At 22.4% G+C, this 299-nt stretch carries 1 protein-coding gene; it reads right to left on the bottom strand.

Annotated elements, in window-relative coordinates:
• Window positions 1–233, bottom strand: a 233-nt coding sequence (locus CJ670_RS09145; protein ID WP_207763628.1) for a hypothetical protein, incomplete at its 3' end; no start/stop codon positions are given.
• Between the last annotated feature and the right edge of the window lie 66 nt (window positions 234–299).

Below are 299 nucleotides of genomic sequence, written 5' to 3'. Positions count from 1 at the left end.
ACATCTTTTTTAAAGCTATCGTTGCTGTATTTCATAAAACTAGAAATTTTTCTATTTATTACAAACATATATAAAAAATGTAAAATTATCATATATGGTTTTACACCAATATCTCTTTTTATAAAATTACTTTGTTTTAAAATAGAACTAAAATTTATATCTCTTAAAACAGATAATATTGGATTTTTTAATACATTGTTCATAGCAGTTTGGATAAAATCATCAAGTCCCATAAAAAAGCCCTTTATATAGTTGATTGTAGTGATGAAATTATATCAAAAAGTGCCTATTTATGGGCT

The sequence above is a fragment of the Arcobacter cryaerophilus gv. crypticus genome (genome assembly GCF_002993025.1).
GTDB lineage: Bacteria > Campylobacterota > Campylobacteria > Campylobacterales > Arcobacteraceae > Aliarcobacter > Aliarcobacter cryaerophilus_B.
The sequence above is the reverse complement of the archived record's forward strand: the minus strand, read 5'-3'. Positions and strand labels throughout refer to the sequence as shown.